Below are 10,180 nucleotides of genomic sequence, written 5' to 3' on the forward strand. Positions count from 1 at the left end.
CATCGCAAAAATCCACAATCATCTTCGGAACGAGCTCGCACAATTTAACATGTCCTAAAACCGGCAGAATATGTCCGTCGAGCTTTTCCCTGTACGTATGAACGGTCTTAGGCTGCAAATTGGCTTCGCAATGCTTCTCCAGCCATTCGCCGGCAAATTGCCGCACAGTCATATTATTCCCACGTGGCTTCACGCCCTTTTCGATCTCTCCTATCCATTCCCGCAGCAGCTTTTCCGCCTGGCGTTTGTTTTCCGCCTTTACTGTTTTCCGCTCGCGCTTTTGCGCCCCTGTGTTAGGATCATATCCCAAATAGGCGGTCAAGCGCCAACTGATCTTGCCACGTTGCTCAACATTTCCCTTCATTTACATTGCCTCCCCGACTAGCGAGCAGCGTTGTTCCTGTGCAGCTTGCCAATTCATCAAAGATGCTCTATTGAATAGATAGCGGCTCCCCACCTTAAAGTGCGGCAGTTCCCCTACCTTGGCCATTTTCAAAACCGTCCAATAAGACACCTCTCCTGAGAAAAAGTATTCCGATACTTCCTGGGCTGTAAGCGTACGTTTTTCCATGTTTAATCTCGTCCTTCCATGAATGAATAGAGTCAGAATGCAAAAACGCATGCCAGCACAAATAGACTTAGATCCTCATAGAACCTAGGCCACTTATGCGCAGCATGCGCGTTTATCTAAAAGTGTATTGCAGACCGCCATGATATGAAGTTGTCGGTACGCGATCTGTTCATCATGAAAGTGTTTCGGAGGTTATTTTATCGTCGCCAAAGCATTCTGTCAATATTTATTTTCGCTTTCTATTTCATACTGGTTATGGCAGCCACTGCAGCAATGGACTTCACGCCACTGCCTTTCCCCCACCTGCTTCATGTGCTGGAAAGTCCCGCTTTCGCGAATAACTTCATTATATTGACAGCTGCTGCACCAATCTTCCTGCATTCTCTCGGGCAGGTCTGCCGCTCGTTCATTTGCATGAATACAATGTTCTTGCACGCATGCCCAGCTCCCATCTGCACCGGCAGGCATTCTAAGGCACCGTTCCATAACCACTTCGTCTTTGGCCGGCGTACCACAAACAGGGCAGCCAAGATTCTTTTGGTTCACCATAATTTGTTTTTCATTACAACACAACTCCTCGCATTTTTGTTTTCAACCATGCCAAGGGAAAGGAAAAGGAAGAAGGAAAGGATTGCTTACTTGGCATGGAAGCAAGAAAAGGTGCGAGGGGGAAGTCCCCGGCCCCGTCATTTGCAATGCGTTTCCCTGTAGATTCTGTTGTCCAACTGTTCCGCAGGTCAGCGAACCCAGCCCGTAGGGTTGCTTGACAAGGACAACCGGAAATATGCTATACTAAAAGTCGAATTCACACACATAGAATCTTGGCTCCGAAGCCTTCGAGCAGTGCGAGCTCCAAGAAAAGATAAAGGCGCCCCTGGCGTTTAAGTAACTTCACAGGCAAGAAATTCTTTTGGGCCTGTTTACTTAACGTTGGTGGGCGTCTTTTTGTTTGTCCTTGTAACGAGGCGCAAACTCAGTAGGTGCGGCCTCGGAAAAACAGCCTGGAAAAACACCATGACGGCCTAGTACCCCCGGGAAATTTTTGAATTTTTCACTTCCCTATAGGGCATGTCCGGCTGAACTTTTACAGCAAGAAAGCTCAATTGCTACACGACAAGGATTTATGCCGCAATGACCGCTTACTCAGGGAAGCTCAAGACCTTCTGCGCTTTGAAGTCCAATGCCAAGGACGCAAACTGCTGCATATTCATGAATTGATTCGTGAGCAAGGCCTTCCTTACCACGGCATGAAATTGAGAACTTTTCTCAATGAAAGCATCGCAAACCAAATCGTCCAGTTCTATTTCGGGCAATCCGTTGGCTATGAGGATTACCATACTCTCGCTTCCGTCGAACAACTCCTGCGAATGCAACAAGGGCGTTCTGAAAGCAAAGACCGCTCACTAGCTTTCTTACGGCAAATTGCACACGCTGGCTCCGTCGATGCTGGTATTGAGGCATTCCGCCAAGGTGCATTTGCTGATGGGAGTAACGCTTTTCTCTGCGGCCCGACGAGCTCGCTGCAAAACCTGCTACATGGCTATTTACCCCGCTATGGCCTAAATCCGGTATGCCTGCCACCTGATTATCCTGCTAACACCTTGCCAAATCCAATGCCTCGGCATTTGCGTCCTGAACGCTAAAGAGCAGCGTTTACTCTATATGATTCCACCTGAAAACTAATGAGCGGCAGCCGCATGATTGCGGCTGTTTTTTCATGCCTGTAGAGATTGCATATGCAATAAGAAAGATTCGTTGGTAACTTATTACGTTACTTTGTTAAATTGCGAAAGCATGGATTCAGTTGAAAAATCCAGCGAGCCCAGTAAATACAGGCATTCAACTAGGTTGGTCGGTCGGTGAGCTCATAAAATGACTTGTTTCGTGAAAACGGCGGAGAATGCTGCTTTTACTTTGGTGCGTGCATCGGCATTGCGGCTTGCTTGGGTTATGCATTGTTTGCTGTCTCAAAAGGAAATCAGCTTTTCGCGTGGAAGTTAAACAAGTGCATTTTAATTGGGAAGGTTGATTCTACAGCATGGCTATCAAAAAATCCGAATTATACAGTTCCCTTTGGGCGAGCTGTGATGAACTGCGCGGCGGCATGGATGCAAGCCAGTATAAAGACTACGTTCTCGTCCTGTTGTTCATCAAATACATAAGCGACAAATATGCCGGCGTGCCTTTTGCGCCGATCACAATCCCTGCCGGAGCAAGCTTCCGCGACATGGTAGCCTTGAAAGGTAAGCCAACAATCGGTGACGACATCAACAAAAAGATCATCGCTCCCCTTGCCAGCGCCAACAAGCTGTCCGATATGCCGGATTTCAACGATGTTACGAAGCTCGGCAGCGGCAAGGAAATGATTGACCGCCTGACGAACCTAATTAGCATTTTTGAAAACAAGTCGCTTGATTTCAGCAAGAACCGGGCTGAAGGCGATGACATTCTGGGCGACGCCTATGAATACCTGATGCGCCATTTCGCTACGGAAAGCGGCAAGAGCAAAGGACAATTCTACACGCCGGCTGAAGTCAGCCGTATTATGTCCCAGGTTATCGGCATTGATCGCGACAATATGACGGCGGCAACGACCGTATATGACCCGACATGCGGATCTGGCTCGCTACTCTTGAAAGTCGCCGAGGCGGCGGAAAAAGACATCAGCCTCTACGGGCAAGAGAAGGATTCCGCCACTGCAGGCTTGGCTCGCATGAATATGATTCTCCACAACAACCCCACAGCGGAAATCAAACAAGGAAACACTTTGGCCAATCCCTTATTTAAGCAGGACGAGCATACGCTGACAACTTTTGATTACGTTGTCGCCAATCCGCCATTCAGTGACAAAAGCTGGAGCAACGGCGTGGCGATCTCAAATGGCAACGACAAGTTTAGTCGCTTCAAGGAATACGGTGTGCCGCCTGCTAAAAACGGTGACTATGCCTACCTGCTGCATATCGTTCGCTCACTAAAAAGCAAAGGCAAAGGCGCCTGCATCCTGCCGCACGGCGTGCTGTTTCGCGGCAATGCCGAGGCTGAGATCCGCAAGAGCTTGGTGGAAAAAGGTTTCATCAAAGGCATTATCGGCTTACCGGCAAACCTGTTTTATGGAACAGGCATTCCGGCCTGCATTGTGGTGATCGACAAAGAAAACGCAGGCGTGCGCAAAGGCATTTTTATGATCGACGCCAGCCGTGGCTATATAAAGGATGGAAATAAGAATCGCTTGCGCAGCCGCGACATTCATCAGATCGTCGATACCTTTAAACAGCAGCTGGACGTAGAGAAATACGCGCGGCTTGTTTCTTATGCAGAAATTGAGCAAAATGACTACAACCTGAACCTGCCCCGCTATATTGATAGCCAGGAACCGGAAGATATTCAGGATATTGAGGCACATCTCTTAGGCGGTATTCCACAGCGAGATGTTGCTGCGCTAGGAACATACTGGGCCGTTTGCCCCGCATTAAAAGACGAGCTCTTCGCTGACTGCGGGCGAGACCAGTATTGCCAGCTGAAAGTTGGCAAGGAGGCAATCAAGCAAGCGATTTACGAGCACGCGGAATTTAAGTCGTTTACGGATGATATGAACGCTCATTTTTCTCGCTGGAAAACAACGGCAACGATTGAGCTCAAAGAGCTGCAGCCTGGCTTCACCCCCAAAGCACTCATCATAGGCTTGTCGGAAAGCCTGCTGCAGCACTATGCCGGTCTACCACTGATTGATGCTTATGACATCTATCAGCACCTGATGGACTACTGGGAAACGGTTATGCAGGACGATTGCTATCTCCTTGCGGCAGATGGCTGGACGGCCGAACCCTACCGAATTATCCAGGTCAATAAAAAAGGAAACGATGTTGATAAAGGCTGGGCCTGCGATCTGGTGCCAAAAGACCTGATTGTCAAACGTTACTTCCGCAATGAGCAAGAAGTTATTGACACATTGAACGCACTGGCGGAATCTCTAACCGGACGCATCGGTGAGCTCGAAGAAGAGCACAGCACTGATGACGGCTACTTTGGCGGCTGGGACAAAATAAACAAGACCCAAGTGCAGGCCCGGTTGAAGGAGCTCAAACACGATCCGGCCGCGGCGGAAGAACGGCAGGTTCTGCAAGAGTACCTGGAATTGTCTGCAAAATTGTCTGCCGTTAACGTGAAAGCCAAAACGGCGGCAGCGGTGTTGGATGACCAGGCCTACAGGCATTATAAGACACTCACAACCGACGAAATTAAGACACTGGTGGTTGATGACAAATGGCTTGCAGCGATAACGCAAGCGGTACAAGGAGAAATGGAACGCATCAGCCAACGACTGGCGAATCGGATCAAGGAGCTGGCCGAGCGCTATGAAACACCCCTGCCTGCCCAGCAGCAATCTGTGCAAACGCTGGAAACTAAGGTCAAGGAGCATCTGGAGAAAATGGGGTTTTCATGGTGATGAAAGCAGGATATAAGCAGACGGAAGTTGGCGTTATACCAGAAGATTGGGAAGTTAAAGCGTTAGGGGAAATTTCACATCCGGTTCGAGGCGGTTCACCAAGACCTGCGGGTGACCCTAAGTATTTTAATGGAAATTACATTCCTTGGCTTACCGTGGCAGCGTTAACAAATCTTTCAGAAGCACAGCTTTATGTCTCGCAAACAGAAGGGTATCTTACCGAAGAAGGTTCCAAGTGGAGTAGAATCATTGAAAAAGACACTTTGATAATTGCCAATAGCGGCGCTACTCTTGGCGTAGCAAAACTATTGGAAATAAAATGCTGCGCGAATGACGGAATTGCTGCATTATATAATTTGAGTCAAGAAGTAAGCAAGCTATATTTAGTGTATTACATCAATTCTAAAACGAAATATTTGAGAGATGTTGTTGCAACCGGCAATGGACAGCCCAATTTGAACACCAGTCTGATTAGTGATTTTAAAGTTCCGCTTCCCCCCACTATCGCTGAACAAACAGCCATTGCTACCGCGCTTTCCGACACCGACGAACTAATTCAGTCGCTAGAAAAGCTCATCACTAAAAAGCGGCTGATCAAGCACGGTGCCCTGCAAGAATTGCTTAAGCCGAAAGAGAACTGGGTAGAGAAATCTTTAGATGAGCTATTTGCTTTTAGTGGCGGACTAACGGCATCAAGAGAACAACTATCAGATAAGGGGCTTGCCTATCTTCATTATGGAGACATTCATGGTTCAAAAAAATCTTATATAGATATTGAGCGAGAATACGCAGATATTCCTAAACTTGATGTACCTTTAAACAAAGTGCCGTCGGCAACATTGCTAGGTGATGGCGATCTGGTTTTTGTCGATGCATCCGAAGATGATGAAGGAACAAGCCGCCATGTCGTCATTAAGAATCCCAATGCGATGCCATATATTGCGGGGTTGCATACGATTGTTGCTAAAAGCACAAACGATCTTGTTGATAAAAACTACAGGCAATATTGTTTTCAAAGCAACGATGTGAAGCGACAGTTCAAATTCTATGCTGTTGGAACAAAGGTCAGTGGAGTTAGCAAAAGCAATATCGGTAAAATCCTTTTAACCCTGCCACCCACCAATGATGAGCAGCGTCGCATTGCCGCAAGCCTTTCCGATATGGATGCTGAGCTTGCCGCTTTGGAAGCCAAACTGGATAAATATCGCCATATCAAACAGGGCATGATGCAAGAACTCTTAACTGGGAGGATTCGATTGGTATGAGTGTAGGACAGCCTGAGCGCATAACGCAAAACCGAATTGTCGAGCTTTTTCGTGATGAGCTCGGCTATGCCTATCTTGGCAATTGGGAAGATCGCCTGCATAACAGCAACATCGAAGAGGCATTACTGACTGGCTACTTACAACGCCGGGGTTACGGAGCGCCATTGATCGCCAAAGCGCTGCATGAGCTTCGGATACAGGTAAACAATTACCACGGCGAGCTGTACGAGAATAATCAAAACGTGTACAAATTGCTGCGCTACGGCGTTCAGGTCAAAGAAGACGTCGGCGATAATTTTGAAACGGTGCAGCTTATTGACTGGGAGCATCCAGGCGAAAACGACTTCGCCTTAGCTGAGGAAGTGACCGTCTTCGGCAACCGGGAAAAGCGGCCCGACCTTGTGCTGTACGTGAACGGCATTGCCATTGGCGTGCTGGAGCTCAAACGCAGTACCGTGTCAATCGGCGACGGCATTCGGCAAAGCCTTGTCAACCAGAAGAAGGAATTTATCGGCGACTTCTTTACGACAGTACAGTTTATTTTCGCAGGCAATGATACGGAAGGTTTGCGTTACGGCACCATTGGCACGCCGGAGAAGTTCTTCCTCAAATGGAAAGAAGACGAGGCCGACAACAGCCGCCTGCCCCTAGACAAGTACCTGCTGAAGCTGTGCAATAAAGAACGCCTGCTGGAAATTATGTATGATTTTGTATTGTTTGACGGCGGCGTGAAAAAGTTGCCGCGCGTACACCAGTATTTCGGCATTAAGGCGGCACAGGGATTCGCCAAAAGGCGTGAAGGCGGCATCATTTGGCATACGCAAGGAAGCGGCAAAAGCATCGTCATGGTATTGTTGGCGAAATGGATTTTGGAAAACAACCCTAACGCCCGCGTGGCCGTCATTACCGACCGCGATGAGCTCGACAAGCAGATTGAACGCGTATTTAACGAGGCCGGCGAAACTGTGAAGCGCACCAGCAGCGGACGGGATTTGATGAGCCAGCTCTCGCAAGCAAAACCGCGCCTTTTGTGCTCCCTGGTTCACAAATTCGGTCGGAAGAATGTGACAAATTTTGACGCATTCATCAAGGAGCTGGAAGGCCAGCCGAGTCCTGCAGTGGGCGAGCTCTTTGTTTTCGTAGACGAATGCCACCGTACCCATAGCGGCAAGCTGAACCGTGTTATGAAGGCTTTATTGCCGCAAGGCGTATTCATCGGCTTTACAGGTACGCCGCTGCTCAAAAAAGACAAGCAGACCAGCCTGGAAGTCTTTGGTCGTTATATCCATACCTATAAGTTTAACGAGGCGGTAAGAGACGAAGTCGTTCTGGATTTGGTTTATGAAGCACGTGACATTGATCAGAAAGTTATGGCGCCGGAGAAAATCGACGCTTGGTTTGACAGCAAAACGAGAGGACTCAATGATTTTCAAAAGGCCGAGCTTCGCAAAAAATGGGGTACGATGCAAATAGTCCTCAGCTCCAGCACGCGCCTTGACCGGGTTATCAGCGATATCGTTTTTGATTTCAACGTCAAACCGCGGCTGGCTTCACAGCGAGGCAATGCCATTCTAGTAGCCACGAGCATTTTTGAGGCCTGCCGGTATTTTGAGAAGCTGCAAAAGACCGAACTGAAGGGCAAGTGTGCCGTCATCACCTCCTATAACCCGCAAACGAAAGACATCACTACGGAGGACACGGGCGCCAACACGGAAACCGAGAAGGAATTTATCTACAAAATATATACAGAGCTGCTGCAAGGCAGAAAGACGGAAACTTACGAAGACGAGGCGAAAGAGCTGTTTTTAAAGAAGCCGGCCGTTATGCGCCTGCTGGTCGTAGTAGACAAGCTCTTGACCGGATTCGATGCGCCGAGCTGCACATACCTATATATTGATAAGTCCATGCAGGACCACGGGCTGTTTCAGGCGATCTGCCGCGTCAACCGCCTTGATTCCGATGACAAGCAGTTCGGCTGCATCATCGACTATAAGGATTTGTTCCGCAAGGTGGAAAACGCGGTGGCGGTGTATACTGCAGAATTGGATTATGATACCTTCGCCAAGGAAGACTGTGACGTGATGCTGCAGAGCCGGATTGAAAAAGGTCGCCAACGCCTCGATGATGCGATCGAATCGCTGGCCATACTGTGTGAGCCAGTGGCCCTGCCAAAGGACACACTGCAATACATCCAGTATTTTTGCGGCAACACTGAAATCCCGGAAGACCTGGCCAGCCGTGCGGTACGGCGAACAACTCTTTATAAGGGAATTGTTGCGCTGATCCGTGCGTACGCCAACTTGGCCGACGAGCTCGAAGCAGCGGGCTACAACGCGGCGCAAATTGCGGAAATCAAGTCCGCCGTCGATTCTTACCTGAAATTGCGCGAAGAAATTCGCAAGGCAAGCAATGAAACGCTTGACTTGAAGTCTTACGAAGCAGATATGCGCCATTTGATCGACACCTACATTTCTGCGGAAGAACCACGCTCCATCTCCCCCTTTAGCGAGGTTCCCTTAATTGACTTGATTGTCGAAACAGGCATCGCCGATGCGATTAACAGCCTGCCAAGCGGCATCAAGGCGAACAAAGAAGCCGTAGCAGCCACAATTGAAAACAATGTACGCAGCAAAATCATGCAGGATCATTTGATTGATCCGGCTTTCTTTGAAGAAATGTCGAAACTGCTAAACGCTATCATCACGGAACGCAAAGCACAGGCGCTGGACTATGAAGAGTATTTGAAGAAGATTGCCGAACTGGCGCAAAAAGTTAAGGAAGGAAAACACGATGATACGCCATGCAGCCTGAACACACCGGCCAAGCGAGCCTTGTACAATAACTTGGAGCGGGACGAAAGCTTGGCGCACTGCATACACGAGACCGTAATGACGTATCGCCCTGACAGTTGGCGCGGCAATGATGCCAAGGAAAAGCTCATCAAGCAACGGCTTTATGATGTAATGGGCGATGAACAGGAAGTAGAACGTATTTTTACCGTAATAAAACAGCAAGGTGAGTATTAAGATGGAACAGGTGCAGATCGGCAGTGTTGCCATCGATGTCATACGCAAAGACATCAAAAATATCCATTTGAGCGTATATCCGCCTGAGGGGCGTGTGAAAATTTCTGCACCAAATAGGATGGAGCTCGACACGATCCGAGTATATGCCTTATCAAAGCTTTCTTGGATCAAAAAGCAGCAAGCGAAGTTCACCAACCAAGAGCGCGAGGCGCCAAGAGAGTATATTGACCGCGAAAGTCATTACTACCGCGGCAAACGTTATTTGCTGAGGGTATTGGAAACGAAGGCGCCGCCCAAGGTAGTGCTGCGACACGATACCTTGGATTTGCATGTACGACCCGGAACGGATAGCGACAAGCGCAAAAGAATTCTTGGCGACTGGTATCGAGCCCAACTTAAGCACGAGCTCCCAGCGCTAATCAGCAAGTGGGAACAGCGGCTCAACGTAAAAACCACAGCGTATGGCGTTAGAAGGATGAAAACCAACTGGGGCACATGCAATCCTGTTGCTGGGCGAATCTTGCTAAACCTTGAGCTGGCCAAGAAGCCGCCGGAATGCTTGGAGTATATTGTGGTGCATGAGCTGCTTCATATGCTGGAACGCAAACATAATGACCGTTTTGTGGCGCTGATGAGCGAGCATCTGCCGCAGTGGCGGTATTATCAGGATTTGCTAAGTCGACTGCCGATGAAGGATGAAGTGTGGGATTATTGACTAGGATGCTTTATCAAAATCAATTCTGAATAGCTGTCACAGCTTGAAATGGGGTGATGCGAATGAAATTGAACGAAGAAACTATCCGCGCTATTATTGCATCAGGTGAGTCTTTATCGACCGAATTCAAATCTGATCGTTCTGGAACGGACGGAA

8 protein-coding genes are annotated in these 10,180 nt (G+C 48.6%); 5 read left to right on the forward strand and 3 right to left on the reverse strand.

Features of this window, described 5'->3' with window-relative positions:
• The 3 genes from PHF27_RS11400 to PHF27_RS11410 all read right to left on the reverse strand — a co-directional run.
• A partial coding sequence (locus PHF27_RS11400; RefSeq protein ID WP_300070051.1) for a hypothetical protein occupies positions 1 to 364 on the reverse strand: 364 nt, incomplete at its 3' end.
• Complete coding sequence (locus PHF27_RS11405; RefSeq protein WP_300070054.1) at positions 365 to 571, reverse strand: helix-turn-helix domain-containing protein; 207 nt, start codon at positions 569 to 571, stop codon at positions 365 to 367. It lies immediately after the preceding gene.
• Positions 572 to 790: 219 nt separating this feature from the next.
• Positions 791 to 1,120, reverse strand: a complete 330-nt coding sequence (locus PHF27_RS11410; RefSeq protein WP_300070058.1) for a hypothetical protein — start codon at positions 1,118 to 1,120, stop codon at positions 791 to 793.
• Between the two features lie 554 nt (positions 1,121 to 1,674).
• Here PHF27_RS11410 and PHF27_RS11415 point away from each other — a divergent pair.
• The 5 genes from PHF27_RS11415 (at position 1,675) to PHF27_RS11435 (ending at position 10,024) form a co-directional block, all read left to right on the forward strand.
• Positions 1,675 to 2,214 (forward strand): hypothetical protein, encoded by a 540-nt coding sequence (locus tag PHF27_RS11415; RefSeq protein ID WP_300070061.1) that lies wholly within the window; start codon positions 1,675 to 1,677, stop codon positions 2,212 to 2,214.
• A gap of 395 nt (positions 2,215 to 2,609) precedes the next feature.
• Positions 2,610 to 5,018, forward strand: coding sequence for a type I restriction-modification system subunit M (locus PHF27_RS11420; RefSeq protein ID WP_300070064.1), 2,409 nt, complete (start codon positions 2,610 to 2,612; stop codon positions 5,016 to 5,018).
• The gene (locus PHF27_RS11425) at positions 5,012 to 6,283 is read left to right on the forward strand and encodes a restriction endonuclease subunit S (RefSeq protein ID WP_300070067.1); all 1,272 of its coding nucleotides are present in this window, start codon (positions 5,012 to 5,014) and stop codon (positions 6,281 to 6,283) included. The genes PHF27_RS11420 and PHF27_RS11425 overlap by 7 nt, the downstream gene beginning before the upstream one ends.
• Positions 6,280 to 9,309, forward strand: coding sequence for an HsdR family type I site-specific deoxyribonuclease (locus PHF27_RS11430; RefSeq protein ID WP_300070069.1), 3,030 nt, complete (start codon positions 6,280 to 6,282; stop codon positions 9,307 to 9,309). The genes PHF27_RS11425 and PHF27_RS11430 overlap by 4 nt, the downstream gene beginning before the upstream one ends.
• A gap of 1 nt (position 9,310) precedes the next feature.
• Entirely contained in the window at positions 9,311 to 10,024 is a 714-nt protein-coding gene (locus PHF27_RS11435) for a SprT family zinc-dependent metalloprotease (protein ID WP_300070072.1), read from the forward strand.
• Positions 10,025 to 10,180 lie beyond the last annotated feature (156 nt).

Origin of the sequence: Anaeromusa sp., from assembly GCF_028691475.1 — a bacterium.
Lineage (GTDB): Bacteria > Bacillota > Negativicutes > Anaeromusales > Anaeromusaceae > Anaeromusa.